At 57.1% G+C, this 16,640-nt stretch carries 15 protein-coding genes and 2 pseudogenes; 7 read left to right on the top strand and 10 right to left on the bottom strand.

Going from position 1 to position 16,640, the window contains the following annotated elements:
* Nucleotides 1-6 precede the first annotated feature (6 nt).
* Both GY169_RS17295 and GY169_RS17300 read right to left on the bottom strand, forming a co-directional pair.
* Nucleotides 7-648, bottom strand: a complete 642-nt coding sequence (locus GY169_RS17295) for an amino acid ABC transporter permease (RefSeq protein ID WP_163447702.1) — start codon at nt 646-648, stop codon at nt 7-9.
* Nucleotides 649-711: 63 nt separating this feature from the next.
* Nucleotides 712-1,563, bottom strand: coding sequence for a transporter substrate-binding domain-containing protein (locus GY169_RS17300; protein ID WP_064548113.1), 852 nt, complete (start codon nt 1,561-1,563; stop codon nt 712-714).
* A gap of 221 nt (nt 1,564-1,784) precedes the next feature.
* Here GY169_RS17300 and GY169_RS17305 point away from each other — a divergent pair, with 221 nt between their 5' ends.
* Nucleotides 1,785-3,248 carry a PLP-dependent aminotransferase family protein gene (locus GY169_RS17305; protein ID WP_167576432.1) on the top strand — a complete coding sequence of 488 codons (1,464 nt, stop codon included), beginning with the start codon at nt 1,785-1,787 and terminating at the stop codon, nt 3,246-3,248.
* Here GY169_RS17305 and GY169_RS17310 read toward each other — a convergent pair.
* The 3 genes from GY169_RS17310 to GY169_RS17320 are packed head-to-tail and all read right to left on the bottom strand — an operon-like array spanning nt 3,245 to nt 10,202.
* Entirely contained in the window at nt 3,245-6,340 is a 3,096-nt protein-coding gene (locus GY169_RS17310; RefSeq protein WP_167576433.1) for an efflux RND transporter permease subunit, read from the bottom strand. The genes GY169_RS17305 and GY169_RS17310 overlap by 4 nt on opposite strands.
* 10 nt (nt 6,341-6,350) lie before the next feature.
* The gene (locus GY169_RS17315; protein WP_167576434.1) at nt 6,351-7,421 is read right to left on the bottom strand and encodes an efflux RND transporter periplasmic adaptor subunit; all 1,071 of its coding nucleotides are present in this window, start codon (nt 7,419-7,421) and stop codon (nt 6,351-6,353) included.
* A gap of 60 nt (nt 7,422-7,481) precedes the next feature.
* Entirely contained in the window at nt 7,482-10,202 is a 2,721-nt protein-coding gene (locus tag GY169_RS17320) for a cation-transporting P-type ATPase (RefSeq protein ID WP_411908101.1), read from the bottom strand.
* Nucleotides 10,203-10,706: 504 nt separating this feature from the next.
* On the opposite strand from GY169_RS17320, the gene GY169_RS17325 reads away from it, so the two are divergent.
* On the top strand, nt 10,707-10,955 hold the full coding sequence (locus GY169_RS17325) for a DUF1158 domain-containing protein (protein WP_163447707.1): 249 nt from the start codon (nt 10,707-10,709) through the stop codon (nt 10,953-10,955).
* Nucleotides 10,956-10,995: 40 nt separating this feature from the next.
* Here GY169_RS17325 and GY169_RS17330 read toward each other — a convergent pair whose 3' ends face one another.
* Together GY169_RS17330 and GY169_RS17335 are read right to left on the bottom strand one after the other, a co-directional pair.
* Nucleotides 10,996-11,343 (bottom strand): RamA family antibiotic efflux transcriptional regulator, encoded by a 348-nt coding sequence (locus tag GY169_RS17330; RefSeq protein ID WP_167576436.1) that lies wholly within the window; start codon nt 11,341-11,343, stop codon nt 10,996-10,998.
* 33 nt (nt 11,344-11,376) lie between these two features.
* Nucleotides 11,377-12,477 (bottom strand): MBL fold metallo-hydrolase, encoded by a 1,101-nt coding sequence (locus GY169_RS17335; RefSeq protein ID WP_411908102.1) that lies wholly within the window; start codon nt 12,475-12,477, stop codon nt 11,377-11,379.
* A 188-nt stretch (nt 12,478-12,665) separates the two neighbouring features.
* Between GY169_RS17335 and GY169_RS17340 the strand changes: the two genes are divergently transcribed.
* From GY169_RS17340 to nfsB, 3 genes are all read left to right on the top strand, one after another.
* Nucleotides 12,666-13,241 (top strand): TetR/AcrR family transcriptional regulator, encoded by a 576-nt coding sequence (locus GY169_RS17340; RefSeq protein WP_163447710.1) that lies wholly within the window; start codon nt 12,666-12,668, stop codon nt 13,239-13,241.
* Nucleotides 13,241-13,609 (top strand): MmcQ/YjbR family DNA-binding protein, encoded by a 369-nt coding sequence (locus GY169_RS17345; protein WP_167576438.1) that lies wholly within the window; start codon nt 13,241-13,243, stop codon nt 13,607-13,609. The genes GY169_RS17340 and GY169_RS17345 overlap by 1 nt, the downstream gene beginning before the upstream one ends.
* Nucleotides 13,610-13,731: 122 nt before the next feature.
* Nucleotides 13,732-14,385, top strand: coding sequence for an oxygen-insensitive NAD(P)H nitroreductase (gene nfsB / locus GY169_RS17350; RefSeq protein WP_167576439.1), 654 nt, complete (start codon nt 13,732-13,734; stop codon nt 14,383-14,385).
* Nucleotides 14,386-14,430: 45 nt separating this feature from the next.
* Here nfsB and GY169_RS17355 read toward each other — a convergent pair whose 3' ends face one another.
* Nucleotides 14,431-14,646, bottom strand: coding sequence for an XRE family transcriptional regulator (locus GY169_RS17355; protein WP_191091030.1), 216 nt, complete (start codon nt 14,644-14,646; stop codon nt 14,431-14,433).
* A 98-nt stretch (nt 14,647-14,744) separates the two neighbouring features.
* On the opposite strand from GY169_RS17355, the gene GY169_RS17360 reads away from it, so the two are divergent.
* Nucleotides 14,745-15,209, top strand: coding sequence for a hypothetical protein (locus GY169_RS17360; RefSeq protein WP_167576440.1), 465 nt, complete (start codon nt 14,745-14,747; stop codon nt 15,207-15,209).
* A 59-nt stretch (nt 15,210-15,268) separates the two neighbouring features.
* Here GY169_RS17360 and GY169_RS17365 read toward each other — a convergent pair.
* Nucleotides 15,269-15,508: pseudogene (locus tag GY169_RS17365) on the bottom strand (recombinase family protein); the annotation flags it as partial.
* Between the two features lie 23 nt (nt 15,509-15,531).
* Here GY169_RS17365 and GY169_RS17370 point away from each other — a divergent pair.
* Nucleotides 15,532-15,696 (top strand): annotated as a pseudogene (locus GY169_RS17370) (Tn3 family transposase); the annotation flags it as partial.
* Between the two features lie 10 nt (nt 15,697-15,706).
* On the opposite strand, the gene GY169_RS17375 reads toward GY169_RS17370, so the two are convergent.
* Nucleotides 15,707-16,546 (bottom strand): helix-turn-helix transcriptional regulator, encoded by an 840-nt coding sequence (locus GY169_RS17375; RefSeq protein ID WP_167577330.1) that lies wholly within the window; start codon nt 16,544-16,546, stop codon nt 15,707-15,709.
* Nucleotides 16,547-16,640: the final 94 nt, after the last annotated feature.

The raw sequence follows: 16,640 nt of genomic DNA on the forward strand, positions 1-16,640 counted from the left end.
CCGGGCTTAGCGCGCCAGTCGTTTTGCTTTACGTTCTGCCAGGCTCTGGAGTTTCAGCAGCAGGCCAATAATCACCACATACAGCAGCCCGGCGGCCAGAATGGGGGAAAGCGGTTCATAGGTAACGGAAGCGATACGGTTAGTGACACGGGTGAGATCGACCACGCCAATCACCGCAATCGCCGGGCTGCCTTTGATTAAGAAAGACATTTCGTTGACCAGCGCAGGCAGGCTCTCCAGCCACATCTGCGGCAGCATGATGTAGCGAAAATAGGCCCAGCGGCGCATGCCCACCGACTCCGCCGCTTCACGCTGTTCACGCGGGAAGGTGCGAAAAGCGTTGCGCCAGATTTCCGCGTTAAACGCCGAGGTGTTCAGCGTCAACGCGACGATGGCGGCGAGCGTTTTATCGAGGTTAATCCCTACCGTCGGCAACGATAAAAACAGAAACAACACCAGCGTCACCAGCGGCGTCGCCCGCGCCAGGCTGATATAGATGACCAGGATCTGGTCTATGACCGGAATTTTCATCATGCGCACAAAGGCGATAACCAGCCCAATCGCCACCCCAAAGGCGATGGCGATGGCGGAAATCCAGAGGGTCGTCCATGCGCCTTCGATCAGTAACTGCCATGCTATTACGTCCATGGTGCCCTCCTGAAGTGAATCGGGTGTCGCTCCCGGCGTCGCGCGGCTTAGCCGGGTAGCGATTTACTGTCCGGCAAGTTTGTGGAACTGAGCGGCGCTGGTAATCGGTTCGGTCGGCAAATCATCGTAGGTTTCGCCAAACCATTTTTTCTGCAGTTCGGCCAGCTTGCCGGTCTCTCGCATATGATTGATAAATTTGGTCATATAGGCCAAAAGCTCCGGCGAGTTTTTCGGGATGGGCCACGCCATATAACCCGGGCCGGAGACCGCCAGTCCCTTAGCAAACACTTTCGGTTTGGCTTTCACCAGGTCATTGACGGAAATCACCACGTTAATCACGTAATCGAGACGCTTATTAGCTAAATCGGCGTACGCTTCCGGGTAAGACGGATATTCCACCACCGGCCCGAGTTTGCCGCCGCTTTTCTCAATCATCGCCTTCAGTTCCGGTAAACGCGCTAATAACGCGCTGCCTGCCTGGAGGCCCACTTTTTTCCCGCTCAGATCGGCAATGGTATTTAATGAATTATCACCCGCGCGCTTAACAAAATAGTGTTGCGCGGAGGCCCACGGCGGCGTGAAATTAAATACATTGAGGCGTTCATCGGTGACCACAGCGCCGGTTAACGCCATATCATATTGCCCGGTAGAAACCGCCGCTAATAACCCGGTCCACGGTAAAATACTTTGCGTAACATTAAATTTGGCGTATTCACGCAGCGCCGCCAGCATATCTTTATTAAATCCATCGGCATTGCCGTTATTCATAAAGTTAAACGGTGCGTAGTCATCCTCGGTCGCCACTTTTAACGTACCGGATTTTTCAATTTCCGGTAAATCAGCGGCGGCCACCTGCAAAGAAAAGGTCATCGCCATCATGGCGGCCAGATAATACGAACCCATCGTTTTTTTCATCGTGTGACCCCTACTCAAATATGCCAGAGACGTTTATTCCGGCGTTGCAAGATGTGTGCCGACAGCGGCATTTTCAGACGCTGGCTGAAGACGTTTTTACTGTAAGGAGACTTTTTGCATTCTGAATAGAGCCAGTTTTCGTGTGCGCTTGTGGCAGACGATTTCAGGCTGGTACAGAAATTGCTGCGCTGGAGGAAAGCGAACAATCGGGAGGGGAGCGCATGATTCGGCACTTATTGCATGTGGATTTTGAGGCGCAACGCGGGTTGCAGGAACAGGTTCGCGAATCACTGATCAACGCGATTCTCGGCGGCATTTTTGCCGCCGACACGCCCCTGCCCTCGTGTCGGCAACTGGCCCAGCAGCTACAGGTTTCCCGTAACACCACCGCGCTGGTGTTCGAAAGCCTGGTCAACGAGGGCTACCTGATAAGCCGCCCGCGCAGCGGCTATTACCTGCACCCGGACTACCATGCGCCGCGCCTTTCCGCACCGACGCCTGCACCCAGCGCCGCCGACAATGCACCATCATGGGGCAAACGGCTGAATATCACCCCCAGTCAGCAGGAGTCAATCCTTAAACCCGCCGGCTGGATGCACTACCGCTATCCGTTTATCTACGGCCAGCCGGACACCCGCCAGTTTCCGCTCGCCAGCTGGCGTTCAGCGGCCAACTGGCTGCACGGTGGCATGCGCGACCCGGCGTGGGTGGTGGACCATATCGACCAGGACGTACCGATGCTGATTGAGCAAATTCGCACCCGCGTGCTGCCCAAGCGCGGCATCGTTGCCGCGCCGGATGAAATACTGATTACCCTCGGCTCACAGAACGCGCTGTACCTGCTCACCCGGTTGCTGATGTCTCGCCAGACCCGCGTCGGCGTCGAGAATCCCGGCTTTCGCGAAGCAATTAACACCTTTTTACTCGGGGAAAGCCAGATTGTCCCGCACGCCGTCGATGCCGAAGGTATCGTGCTGAACGACACGCCGTGCGACTACTACTACGTCACGCCGGGACATCAGGTGCCCACCGGCGTCACCATGAGCAAGGCGCGGCGCAGCCAACTACTGGCGCACGCAACGCAGCACGATGCGGTGATTATTGAAGATGATTATGATTCAGAGAGTAACTTCCAGGCCAACCCGCTGCCGGCGCTGAAGGCCAGCGATCGCAGCGGGCGAGTCATTTACGTCAGCAGCCTGTCGAAGGCGCTGTCGCCGGGGCTGCGGCTAGGCTTTATGGTCGCCGACCCGGATTTGATCGATGAGGCCCGCGCGCTGCGCCGCCTGGTGTATCGTCATCCGCCCACCAACATTCAGTATCAGATGGCGCATTTTCTTGCCCAGGGTCATTACGAAACGCATCTGCGCCGCTATCGCGATGACTCCGCGCGGCGTTGGGAGATGCTCAACACGGCGCTATCAACCCTGCTACCGGAGTGCCAGCCGCTGCCCGGTAGTGAACATGCCAACGCCTTCTGGCTGCGCACGCCCGGCAATATCAGCACCCAGCAGTTGACCTGGCGTGCCGCGCATACTGGCGTATTGATTGAACCCGGCGCGCGCCATTTTCTCGACGCCGCGCCGCCGGATAACTTCTTCCGCATGGGATTTCACGCCATCAACCCCGACGCCATTGCGCCGGGGGTGGATGTGCTGCGCAGCCAACTGGCGCAGATGGGCTAGTCCGCCCGGCGATGCGCCCACTCGCGCAGGCGCTGGAACAGCACGTACAGCGACGGGATAAACAGAATGCCGATCACCGTCGCCACCAGCATACCGCTGAACACCGTGGTGCCGATGATCCGGCGGCTCTGCGCCCCTGCGCCAGTGGCGAACATCATCGGCATGATGCCGATAATAAACGACACCGCCGTCATCATCACCGCGCGGAAGCGGCGGGTTGCCCCCTCGCGGGCCGCCGCGACGATCGATAAACCGGACTGCCGCCGCTCGCGGGCAAATTCGACGATCAGTATCGCGTTCTTCGCCGCGAGGGCGATTAAGAGTACCAGCCCAATCTGCACGTACACATCGTTGGCGTAACCGGCGACCCAGAGCCACAGCAGCGCGCCGCCGATAGCAAACAATACCGACAGCATCACACTCGCCGGCAGCGTCCAGCTTTCGTACTGCGCCACCAGGAACAGCCACGCCATCGCCACCGCCGCCAGCACAATCCAGATGGCCTGGTTGCCGGTCTGCTGCTCCTGCCAGGACAGTCCGCTCCAGGCGTAGTCATATCCCTCCGGCAGGTGCATCGCCAGCAGCCTTTCCATTTCATTCATCGCCGTGCGGCTGCTGACCCCTTCCGCCGCCGAGCCGCTCACCGACACCGACGGGAACTGGTTAAACTGCTGGATAAACGGCGCGCCCACGGTTGGTGTGATGGTCACGAGGTTACTCAGGCGCACCCGCTCGCCGTGGTTGCTGCGCACGAACAGCTCGCTAATCTGCCCGGCGCGCTCACGCCACTGCATCTCGTTTTGCAGCACCACGTGATAAACGCGATTGTTGATGCTGAAATCACCGGCTCGCGTGCCGCCGAACGCGGTTTGCAGACTGTTAAAAATACGCGATACCGGCACATCGAGACGCGCGGCCTGGTCACGATCAACGGTTAACGTCAGCTGCGGGACGTTGCTGCTCCAGGTGGTGAATACGCGGTTCAGCTGCGGATGCTGGTTGGCTTTCATCAGGATCTGACGCGTGACCTGCTCCAGCTCGGCGGGCGTTTGCCCGGCCTGGGCCAGAATGCGCAGGTCGAAGCCCGCGGCGCTGCCGAGGCCCGGCAGCGTGGGCGGCGCAAACAGCATAATATTGGCTTCCGGTAGCGCATGCAGCTGGCGCTGAAGTTCGCCCATCACCGTATCCAGCGGCGCGCGCTGCGACCAGTCTTTGAGCATCAGCGAGATAAACCCGCCGTTAGAGGCGCTGGTGCCGCTGAGAATGCTGAAGCCGGAGACCTGAATCACATCCTCGACTGCCGGATGCGCCCCCAGCAATGCGCGAGCCTGCGCCATCACCGCTTCGGTCCGCTCCAGCGAGGCCGACTCCGGCAGCTGCACGTTGGCGAAGACATAACCCTGATCTTCCTGCGGCAGAAAGCCCTTCGGCATGGTGGAGAAGCTCAACGCCACCAGCAGCGCGGCGATTAGTGTAGCCCCCACCGCTACCAGCGGGCGACGGTTCATCCATGCCACCAGGCGACCGTAGCCATCGCGGGTGGTGTTCAGACCCAGGTTAAACCACTGGAATAAGCGGACGGGCTGCTTCAGACGCGGACGCAGCAGTAGCGCGCACAGCGCGGGCGTCAAGGTAAGCGCAACAATGCTCGACAGCGTGACCGCCGTGGAGAGCGTGACCGCAAACTGACGATACAATTCGCCGACAATTCCCGGCAGCATCGCCACCGGCACAAATACCGCCAGCAGCACCAGCGTGGTGGCGATGACCGGCCCGGCAATCTGTCGCAGCGCCAGCGCGGTCGCTTCTTTACGCCCCAGCCCTTCGGCCATATGCCCTTCCACGCTTTCCACCACGACGATGGCATCGTCAACCACCATGGTCAGCGCCAGAATAATGGCAAACAGGCTGAGGGTGTTGGCGCTGTAGCCCAGCAGGTAAAGCACCGCAAAGGTGCCAATCAGCGACACGGGGATCGCCAGCGCGACAATGAGCGTCGCGCGCAGGCTTTGCAGGAACAGCGAAACCACCGCGACAACCGCCAGCAGCGTCAGCGCCAGCGACGTACCAATCTCTTTGATGGTCGCGGCGACAAACCGGGTGGTATCAAACTTCACTTCCCATTTCAGGTCCGCCGGGAAGCGGTTTTGCAGGCGCGTCAATTCGCTACGCACCACGTTTGCAACCTGTAAGGCATTGGCGGTTGGCGTCGGGTAAATCCCCATATAGGCCGAGTCCACGCCGTTAAGCTGTGCGCTGGAGCTGTAGCTACGTGCGCCAAGCTCAATGTTGGCCACGTCCGCAAGGCGCACCAGTTGCCCCTGCTCGCCGCTGCGCACCACGATGTTGCGGAACTCATCGGCGTCGCTCAGTCGACCCAGACCGTTAATGGTCAGCGTTTGCTGCTGGCCGTTAAACACCGGCGGCGTACCAATTTGCCCGGCGGCCCCCTGCACGTGCTGCTCGTTCAGCGCCTGGGCGATATCTTCGCTGGTGATGTTCAGCGCGTTCATGCGGTCTGGCCGCAGCCAGATGCGCATGCTGTAATCGCGCGCACCGAACATTTGCACCTGGCCGACGCCGGGCAGACGCGCCAGCGCTTCGCGTACCTGGGTACTGGCGTAGTTACTGATCTGAAGCGGCGACAGGCTGCCGTTCGGAGAATAGAGGCTCACCCCCATCAGCAGGTTGCTGGCGCGCTTGCGCACCTGTACACCGTTCTGCTGCGCTTCCGTCGGCAGCTGCGCCACCGCCTGCGCCACGCGGTTTTGCACATCGATGGCCGCCATATCCGGATCGGTGCCCGCGGCAAAAGTCAGGTTCAGGCTATAGCCGCCGTCATCAGCGCTGGTCGACTCCATATAGAGCATGTGATCAACGCCGTTGAGCTGTGTCTCCAGCGGCGCGGCGATGGCCTCCGCCACATCCTGCGCGCTGGCGCCCGGCCAGCTGGCGCTGACGTTCACCACGGGCGGCGTGATTTGCGGGTACTGCTCCACCGGAATGAGCTTCAGCGCGACCGCACCGCCAAAGACCATCAGCAGAGCAATCACCATCGCGAAACGCGGACGACGGATAAAAAACGTCAGCATCCTGTACTCCTTAATTCAACAGCTGCACGGCCGCGCCGTCCGTCAGACGCTGCGCGCCATCGGTGACCACGCGCTCGCCTGGGTTAAGCCCCTTCGCCACGGCGAAGGACTGCCCCTGCTGGCCGCCTAACTCCAGACGGCGCTGCCCGGCTGTATTCTCTGCCGTCAGTACCCAACTGAAATAACCGTTGGCATCCTGCTGTACCGCCGCAGCGGGAATCATCACGCTCTCATTGAGCGTCTGCGGTCGCAGGGTTACGGTGACGTTGCCGCCGGGCAGCAATCGATGTTGCGGGTTGGCGAATTCGGCGCGAACCGCCACGCTGGCGGTGCGGGCGTCGATACGGTTATCCACCGAAGTCAGTACGCCATTTTCGCGTTTACCGTCGAGGGTAATCTGCGCTAGCCACGCGGCCTTCAACGCGCGGATATCCGCATGCTGCCCGGCTTTGCTGTAAAACGCGGCTTCATCGAGCGCAAAACTCACGCGGACAGGATCGAGCTGCGCAATATCCACCAGCACGCCGCTGGCGGCGTTCACCAACGTGCCTACATGAAAAGCGCTGTGGCCGACGCGGCCGCTGATTGGCGAGGTAATGCGGGTGTAATCGAGCGTAATTTGTTGCGCCGTCACTCGCGCCTTCGCCTGTTCCACGGCGGCGGCGGCGACGTCACGCTGCATCTGCGCGGTGTCGACATCATTACGGCTGATCGAGTGGTTGGTTTTAAGACTCTGGTAGCGCGTCAGCAGTTGCTGCGCCTGACGCAACGAGGCCTGCGCGCTTTTCAGCTCCGCCTGCGCCAGCGCTAACGCCGCGCGCGGCTGGGCGTCATCCAGCGTGAACAGCAGGTCGCCTTGCTTGACGTCCTGCCCGTCCTGAAAGTGGCGCTGCACGATAGTGCCCTCGGTACGTGCGCGAATTTCAACGGCGTGAATAGCCTCAACGCGCCCCGGCAGCTGGCGCTCAACCGCGTGCGGCGCGCGCTCGACGGTGGCGACGCGCACCGGTACCGAGGCAAACGCCAGCGTGCAGCTGGCCAGGCCACAGGCCAGCAGGGCGAGGCGGAAAGTGTTTTTCATGTCGGGGATCCTTGCGTGGCAAGCGCCCCTCTCCGACCGGAGAGGGGCAAGTCATCACGACTACGTGGTCTTGTGGAAACGGCGGGTCAGACGCTTTTCAACTTCCACCACCAGGAACATCGCGGCGCCAATCGCCAAAGTGATGCCCCAGTAGCGCAGCGGCAGCGCTTCGGTGCCGAACAGCGTCTGCATCAGCGGCAGGTAGATAATCGCCAGCTGTAGCAGAAGCAGCACGCCAGTCACCAGCCAGATGCCTTTGTTCTTCAGCAGCCCACGGTTCAGGGAGAAGCCATTGCTGCGGCAGTTAATCATGTAGACCCACTGCGCGGTTACCAGCATCTGCAACAGCACGGTGCGGGTAAACTCGGCGCTGTGGCCACGCGGCGCCAGCCATGCCTCAAGAATGAAGGCGGCGATGGCAATCATCGAGCCGACGAAGGCGACGCGCCACACGGCAAACGCATCCATCACATGCTGACCGGTTTTACGCGGCGGGCGGTTCATCACGTTACGCTCGGCGGCTTCAAACGCGAGGCCGAACGAGAGCGTGGCGGACGTCGCCATGTTCATCCACAAAATCAGCACCGGCGTCAGCGGAATAATATTCCCCGCCAGCAGCGCGATAATAATCAGCAGCCCCTGCGCCAGGTTGGTGGGCATGATGAACAGAATGGTTTTCTTCAGGTTGTCGTAAACGCGACGACCCTCTTTGACCGAACTGGCGATGGTGGCAAAGTTGTCATCGGTCAGCACCATGTCGGCGGCCTCTTTGGTCACCTCGGTGCCTTTGATACCCATGGCGATACCGACATCCGCCTGGCGCAGGGCCGGAGCGTCGTTGACGCCGTCGCCGGTCATGCCGACAATTTCACCGCTCTCCTGCAACGCTTTCACCAGGCGCAGCTTATGCTCCGGGCTGGTACGGGCGAAGATGTCATACTCCACCGCCGCTTTCGCCAGTTCTGCGTCATCCATGTGCTCCAGCTGGTAGCCGGTCATTGCTTCGCTGCTGTTGCGGATCCCCAGCATCTGGCCAATACTCATCGCCGTTTGCGGGTGATCGCCGGTGATCATCTTCACGCGGATCCCCGCGTTCTGGCAGGTGTGAATCGCATCGACCGCTTCCGGGCGCGGCGGGTCCATCATCCCGGCAATACCGAGGAACACCAGGCCGTCCTGCAGGTCGCTGTGGTCGAGGGTTTTCTGCCCGACATTGGCGGGCTTGGTCGCCGCCGCCACCATACGCAGACCCTGGCTGGCGAAACGCGCCATTTCTGCTTCCCAGTAGCTACGCACGAACGGCTCCACGCCGCGCGCGGTCTGCTGCTGCTGACACAGGGCGAAGAGGACGTCCGGCGCACCGGTTACCATCACAATCTCTTCGTCCGCCAGCTGGAAGTGGGTGGCCATGTACTTATACTGCGAGTCAAACGGGATCTTGGCGATCAGCTGCGTGTGTACCGGCTCCAGGCTGACTTTCGCCGCCAGCACCTTCAGCGCCCCCTCGGTTGGGCCACCGGTAATGCCCCAATGCCCCTGCGCGTCTTTTACCAGCTGGCTGTCGTTACACAGATCGATAGTCCGCAGGTATTTTTCCAGCACGGTGCGCGGCTGCACTTTCACCGGCTCGTTGCTGCCTTCAAGGTAGATATTACCGTGCGGCTCATAGCTGTCGCCGTCTACGCGGTAGCAGCTGTCGGCGGTAATCACCGCCTTCACGGTCATTTCATTCATGGTCAGGGTGCCGGTTTTATCCGAGCAGACCACAGTCATTGCCCCCAGCGTTTCCACGGTCGGCAGCTTGCGGATAATCGCCCGCTTGCGCGCCATCGCCTGAACGCCCAGTGACAGAATAATCGAGATAATCGCCGGCAAACCTTCCGGTACGGCGGCAACCGCGAGGCTAATCAGCGACAGCAGCAGCTCGCCCAGCGGAATATCGCGCAGCAGCATGCTGAACACGAACAGCGCGACCATCATCGCCAGGATGATGGCGAAAATGGCTTTACCCAGCTTGTCCATCTGCACCAGCAGCGGCGTGCGGTGTTTTTCAATCCCCGCCATCATCTGGTTGATGTGGCCGAGTTCGGTCTCCTGGCCGGTGCCCACCACCACGCCAGTGCCGCCACCTGCGCTCACGGTAGTGCCGGAGAACACCATATTGGTACGGTCGCCCAGCGGCAGTTCGCCGTGCAGCACGTCAGTGTGCTTATCCACCACGGTAGATTCGCCGGTGAGAATCGCCTCTTCAACCCGCAGGTTATGCGCTTCAATCAGACGCATATCCGCTGGAATACGGTCGCCCGCACGCAGCACCACGATATCGCCCGGCACCAGTTCGGTGGTCGCGACCGTTTTATGGCTGCCTTCACGAATGACCTGCGCGTCGCTGGAGAGCATATTGCGAATGCTTTTCAGCGACTTTTCTGCGTTGCTTTCCTGAATGTGACCAATCAGGGCATTGATCACCGTGACGCCGAGAATAACAAAAGTATCGACCCAGTGGCCCATCACGGCGGTCAGCGCCGCCGCGGCCAGCAGGACGTAGATCAGGACATCATTAAAGTGGGCGAGGAAGCGCAGCCACGCAGGCTTGCCTTTTTTCTCCGGCAGCGCATTCGGCCCCCAGGTGTTCAGACGATCGGCGGCATCTGCCCCGCTCAGCCCTTCTGGCTGGCTGTTGAGCTGGGATAACACGCGCTCGGTAGACTGCTGGTAGGCGTGCTCTTGCGGGTCGTAACCCGCGAGCGGCACATTTTTAGTATTCATCATTTTCGACACGATAAATTTTCCTTTTAAATTCCTGCAAACGGAAAGCCTGAAATCATTTCTGGCCAAGGCGACATCGTTGGATATTTTCTTAAGGCGAAGGAATATTATTTAACTCACAATATTTTCGCTTTTTAAATTTCAAAACGACATTCAGTTGATTTACTGATATTAATATTACAGAATATTCCTAAACCCCATCTAAACGAGGTCATTATGTTCGGAATCTACAGAGGACGCCGTCTGGCGCTATACATTGCACTGGCTATCGTGATTGCGACGCTGGTGGGATACAGTACCTATACTTTTGTAAAAATATTATCGTGAGCATGACGTTAATTTACGATTACATTATTTAATTTAAACCAAATCGTTATTTAACGACCTTTCCTGCGAATATATTCGTAGGCTTCATCATTTGTTTTAAATATTCAAAAAGGGTCTGTTAACATAGAAACATTGCGTTCCTGTAAAAATTACCGGACAATAATATTTTTAACTAAAGATTAACACCGCATGAAACATCCTCTTGAATCCCTGATGACCGCCGCAGGTATTTTGCTTATGGCGTTCCTTTCCTGTCTGTTACTTCCAGCGCCCTCGCTGGGGTTAACGCTGGCGCAAAAGCTGGTGGATACCTTCCACTTTATGGACCTGAACCAGTTTTACACCGTGCTGTTCTGCGTGTGGTTTTTGGTATTAGGGACGATTGAATATCTGGTGATTCGCTTCGTGTGGCGACGCTGGTTTTCGCTGGCGGATTAACTGATACGCGAACGCCCTCCCCGAAGGGAGGGCGCTGGTGTCAATGTGCCCGTGGACGGTGATGGACTTTACGGTAGGCACCCGGCGACTGGTTAAACGTGCGGGTGAAAATGCGTGTAAAGGTCTGCTGGGAATCAAACCCGTACTTCAGGCAGATGTCATAGACCTTTTGATCGGTCGTGCACAATTCATCCGCCGCCAGATTCAGCTTACGCTGGCGGATGTAGCGCCCAAGGCTCTCCCCTTTATGCTGTAAAAACAGACGCTGCAGGTGCCATTTTGAATACCCCGCCCGGCGGGCGATCTCATCAATACGCAATGGCTGATGCAGATTTTCGTCAATCCATTCGACCAGTGTGTCAATCACCTGAGTGGCTAATTCAGTCATACACCCCTCCCCTCGTTTTATGACAGCCGGTGTTTATTCCCACCAGGCACGAAATGTTTGTGTTGGATTCGCCAGCCAAACCGGCTCGCCCTGCATCGGCGTTAACAACCGATACGCTTTATCTTTGCTGGCCTGCGCCAGCCGCTTGTACGGATCATCCCATGTATGCTTCGCCAGCACGAAACGTCCGGCGTGCCCCGGCAGCACCCGCTGTGCATTCAGGTCCACCGCCGCCTGAGCGGTCTGCTCCGGCATCATGTGGATATAGCGCCAGTCCTGGTCGTACTGGCCATCTTCCAGAATGGCGACGTCCACCTTGCCAAACTGTTCGCCAATCGCCTTGAAGTGCGGGCCGTAGCCGCTGTCGCCGCTGTAATAAATCTTTTGCTCCGGCGTCACGAACATAAAGCTGGCCCACAGCGTCTGGTTTCGCTTAAGGCCACGGCCCGAGAAGTGGCGCGCGGGCAGTACGTGGACGGTCAGCGCATCGCTGATAGCAACGTTCTGCTGCCAATCGGCTTCGGTAATCACTTCACTCGCCATGCCCCAGTAGCGCAAGTGAGACCCCACGCCTAACGGCACCACGGCACGCTTAACCTTTGGCATCAGCGCCTTAATCGTGGCGTAGTCCAGATGGTCATAGTGGTCGTGAGAGATAATCAGCAGATCGATCTCCGGCATCGTCTCGGCACGCCACGGATAGTGGCCGTCAAACGCTTTATTCAGAAACGAAAACGGCGCGGCGTAGCTGCTGAATACCGGATCAATCAAAATACGTTTGCCCGCCAGCTGCAGATACCAGGATGAATGCCCCAGCCAGATCATCGTCTCCTGCTCGCTCGGCAGGCTGGCGAGATCGGTCGGCACCAACGGCAGTGGCTGCTGCGGGCGCGCATTCTCCCGCTTCGCAGTTAAAAACTCCCACCACGCCATCAGCATGTTCTTGTCGCCGGTAAACCCTGGCGTCGGCAAGGTGTTGTGAAACGCCCCGTCGCGGTAGTTTGGCGAGCGCTCAATCAGACTCTTTTCCGCCCCTTGCGGCGGCTGGCCGAAACCGGCATTCAAAACAAAAGGCAAGCTTGCTGCACTGGCGATAAGCATGATGGCAACCACACTGATGATGAACGGTTTCATTTCCTGACCCGTGACCGGCCTCATCCAGGAAGCCACACAAAAAAGTTGATTATGAGTGAGTAGGCACTCATTATAGAAAGGAGGGGAAAAAATCGTCAAGCAATTTTCAAATTTTGACAATCGGCGTTGAAGTCCCTGGGTTCGACATGTTTCAATCACCTTTTTAACCGTCAGAGAGGTAAAGTGTAGTGGCTCGTCCGAAGAGTGAAGATAAAAAACAAGCGTTACTGGAAGCGGCCACCTGCGCCATTGCCCAATCTGGCATCGGCGCGTCAACGGCGTTGATTGCGCGCAGCGCAGGTGTAGCGGAAGGTACCCTGTTTCGTTATTTCGCCACCAAAGACGATCTGCTTAATGCGCTTTATCTGCACCTGAAAACGGACTTATGCCAGACCATGCTGGCATGCCTGACCGACACAGAATCACCAAAAGCCTTCACCCACAGCATCTGGAACAGCTACATCGACTGGGGCATTCTCCACCCTGTTGGGCATCAAGCCATTCGGCGCATGGCCGTCAGTGGGAAAATCACCAACGAAACGATACTGCAGGCCAGAGCGCTATTTCCGGAGCTCAATAAACTCTGTCAGCGTTCCATGCGCCCGGTATTTATGTCTGACGACTTCCGTGCTTTTGGCGATGCGCTGTTCCTGTCGCTTGCAGAAACCACCATTGAGTTCGCCAGCCGCGAACCCGAACGTGCAGATAAACTTAAGGCGCTCGGCTTTGAAGCCATGTGGCGAGCGTTGTCAGAGGATGAATAATGGACGGTAAAACGCTGCATGAAAAAGCGCAGGAATTTGCGCTAACGCTCCCCTTTTCTGAACCGGCCTGGCCTTTTGGCCCCGAGTACGATGTGTTCACGGTTGAGGGAAAAATCTTTATGATCAAGATGTCGCTGCGCGGCGAGCACATCGTCAATCTGAAGGTTGACCCGGAGCAATCGTTGCTGCATCAGGCCATCTACCCGCACATTAAGCCGGGCTACCACATGAACAAAAAACACTGGATTTCAGTCTATCCTGGCGATGAAATCACCGTTGAACTGCTCAACAGCCTGATTGAAGACTCGTGGAATCTGGTGGTGAACAAACTGCCAAAACGCGTTCAACAGCGCGTGCGTCCCGTTTGATTTTGCGTTAAATGCGATAAGTGTTATCGCATTTTCCACCCTTCTCATTTGTTAAATCGCACGGTACCCTGCTGTGATACAACGCACCGATTTGCGGTGCCTTTTATCATTCAGGAGTATTTATGGACATCGTTTCCGTTGCTAAAGCGCGCTATTCCACTAAAGCCTTTGATGGCAGCAAAAAGCTGACCGCCGAGCAGGCCGCCAATCTGAAAACCCTGCTGCGCTATAGCCCATCCAGCACCAACTCCCAGCCGTGGCACTTTATCGTCGCCAGCACCGACGAAGGAAAAGCGCGCGTCGCGAAATCCGCCGCTGGCGGCTACGTGTTCAACGAACGCAAAATGCTGGATGCTTCCCACGTCGTGGTGTTCTGCGCCAAAACGGCAATCGATGATGCCTGGCTGGAAAAAGTGGTCGATCAAGAAGACGCCGATGGCCGTTTCGCCACGCCGGAAGCCAAAGCCGCTAACCACAAAGGCCGCACCTTCTTCGCCGACCTGCACCGTAAAGAGCGTCACGATGACGCGCAGTGGGCTGCCAACCAAACCTACCTGAACGTCGGCAACTTCCTGCTGGCCATGGGCGCCATGGGTCTGGACGCGGTGCCGATTGAAGGCTTCGACGCCGAGATTCTGGACGCCGAATTCGGCCTGAAAGAAAAAGGCTACACCAGCCTGGTCGTGGTGCCGGTTGGCCACCACAGCGTAGAAGACTTCAACAAAGCGCTGCCAAAATCTCGTCTGCCGGAAGAGACGGTGATTACCGAGATCTAATTTAATCGGCCACTCCCCGGCCTGGCGCTGCCTGGCCGGGAAATTTCAATACAGTAAAATTTGCGGATGTTTTACGCCACAAGCCAGTGCGTAGCGCGTCAGCGTATCGAGGCTCGCCCGCGTCAGCCCTGCATAACCACGCCACTGCGCGAGCATGTCACGCAACTTCTCCTGCCGTTCCTGCGTATCAAACGCCGCCATCACATCTGACCGTTCCAGCATTTCCTCTCTGACATCGGCATGAACAAGAATTCTGAACACGATTATCGTCCCTGAGTATTAGCATATAAGGCAAATTGCATTAAAGGCTAATTCACCCTACCCCGGCAAATATCAAAATTCAGACTCCTGCTTCAAACATGGCTAACGGGATCTCACCACCGTCGTTTTTTGAAAGACAAAAAAATATTGATATGTTCTCATCTTTCTTTTGTCATATAGGATATATAAAAATGAACATTTTGAGACTTTTCTGTTCTGCACCAGTTGCAAAGCTTCCTTCTTATACCAGTTCGGAAATTAGTCATTCTGCGAAAAAGTTTATTAATGAACTGCAAAGCATTAGGAATACGGCGGAGACTAAAGGGAGTAAAGTTTCATCCATGTACCATAAAACAGAACATTATGCTGGAAAGTTAGCCAGTAGCGCCGAAAAAGGAAATATTAAAGATACTCTGAAATATGTAGGCAAATTACAAAAACATTCAGATGATTTATTTTCCGCAACGGGTAGTCCATTTACGCGAAGTGCCATTACGGCCGCAAAAGTGGAACGTTCAAATATTGCATCTGAATTGTTGCGGAACAAACTCAGTTTACGGTAACTGGAGCACTATTCTGCAAAGCTAACGAGGCTAATTTTAGTGAACCTCAATGTCTGATATTAACCTTGCCTCATGGAGGCAAGGTTATTCCGCCAAATTGCATTGTTTGAGACGAATGTAAACGTTTCATCTTTCAAAATCCTGTATACCATGGAATGTACAATGTAGAGCTGTCTGCCTTCATTGGTACGTTCCAGTATCCTGCGCCATTCGGCCTGTGCCGCCGCTGACAGAACGGTGACTACCACTTTACCCATTTCACCATCGGTGCCGATCCCGTCATCAATAAACCGGACAGCCCCTCAGGGGATAAAACGCTTTCGGCCTGGAGTCCCTGACAAGGTCAAATGTTCCTGCCCTGACCCGGCAACGGCTGAACGGGACAAAAACAAACTACCTGCGGGGTGAAACGATCACCAGTGCGAATGCCAGGCTGGTTGATTTTCAGGCCACGCAGCCACTGGCACAGTTCTGGGGTATGTCTGAGCGGCCCTCTACTACAGCTTCGCCAGCACCGCCTCCCCCACTTCATCCACGGGTAAATAAACCAGCAGACGAGAGCCGTTGCGCGGCGCGGAGTACCAGTACATCTGCTGCAGCTGGAAATGGCCAAACTCAGGATGCTGGAAGTTTTTAATCTGGTTTTCGACGCCGCGAACTTCGTAACGCTGGTGCCATAGCGCCTCAAATTCGCTGGAAGCGGCAAAAAAGCGAGCCAGCTTGTTTTCCCATGCCGGATTGCCACGGTGCTCCGCCATCGCGGCACGGAAATAGGAGACAAAAGTGGCGAGCGTGCCGCGATTGGCCAGACGGCTACGCCAGCCGGGATGAGTCAGATACAGGTAGATACAATTTCGATCATCTTCCGGAATGGTCGAAAAATCGACGCCCATCAGCCGACAAAACGCGTCATTCCACGCCACGATATCGAAATCAGGCTTCTGAATACTGGCCGGTTGCGGCAGCAAACTGTCCAGCATACGCCGCGTGCCGGGGCTTATCCCCTCGCACGGGGGAACGTTAGCCGACTCCAGCGGTGTCAGCCCCGCCAGCACAAACAGATGACGAGTCTCAAGCGCGCTGCACTGGAGCGCTTCGGCGACCGCTTGCATTACCGCCGCCGACGGATTAACCTCGCGCCCCTGCTCAAGCCAGGTATACCAGGTCACGCCAACGTCCGCCAGCATCGCCACTTCTTCGCGACGCAGGCCCGGCGTGCGCCGCCGCCCGCTGCGCGGTAATCCCAACCGCTGCGGATCGAGACTTTCCCGTCGCGCCCGAAGAAATGCACCCAGTTGCTTACGGCTATCGTCCTGCCGTGACGGCAATACGTCCATTTCACTGTGGCTGATGAGGCTCATGGTATCTCCAGCATGGTAGTGCCAGTACCAGTATAACCAGGAACTGGTACCCGTTTATTGAATCAGCGAT

It is taken from the genome of Kluyvera genomosp. 3 (genome assembly GCF_011765685.1).
Lineage (GTDB): Bacteria > Pseudomonadota > Gammaproteobacteria > Enterobacterales > Enterobacteriaceae > Kluyvera > Kluyvera georgiana_A.